This window comes from Nocardioides sp. CPCC 206348, from assembly GCF_048654705.1.
GTDB lineage: Bacteria > Actinomycetota > Actinomycetes > Propionibacteriales > Nocardioidaceae > Nocardioides.
In genome coordinates this window covers 33925-34317 of record NZ_JBMCZA010000088.1, presented here as the reverse complement: position 1 = coordinate 34317, position 393 = coordinate 33925, and the positions used below count along the sequence as shown (strand labels likewise).

The 393-nt window shown below is 67.2% G+C and carries 1 protein-coding gene; it reads right to left on the bottom strand.

The annotated features are described in order from the left end of the window. Positions 1 to 77: 77 nt before the first annotated feature. Positions 78 to 393, bottom strand: a 316-nt coding sequence (locus ACOADB_RS04640; RefSeq protein ID WP_378596757.1) for an AAA family ATPase, incomplete at its 5' end; no start/stop codon positions are given.

The window sequence follows — 393 nt, the reverse complement described above, 5'->3', positions numbered from 1 at the left end:
ACCACTGCGACGACGGCAATGACGCCGCCGACCAGCCATGGTCGGAGATTGTTGAACACAGCAGTAGAGGCCACTGGTCAGTCCATCCCCAGCGGGCCGTCGGCGGCGCCGGCCAGGAACTGGCGGACGAAGGGGTTCTCGGAACCGAAGGCCCCGTCGGCGTCGCCGTAGTGGACCATCTTGCCCTTCCAGATCACCGCGACGTAGTCACTCACCTCGCGCGCGGTCGGGATGTCGTGGGTGATCACGATGTAGGTGCCACCGTGTTCGGCGTGGACCTTGGCGATCAGCTGCGACAGCAGCTTGGTGCGCACCGGGTCGAGCCCGGAGTCCGGCTCGTCGAACAGCACCACGTCGGGCTTGAGGACCAGGGCGCGAGCGAACCCGGCGCGT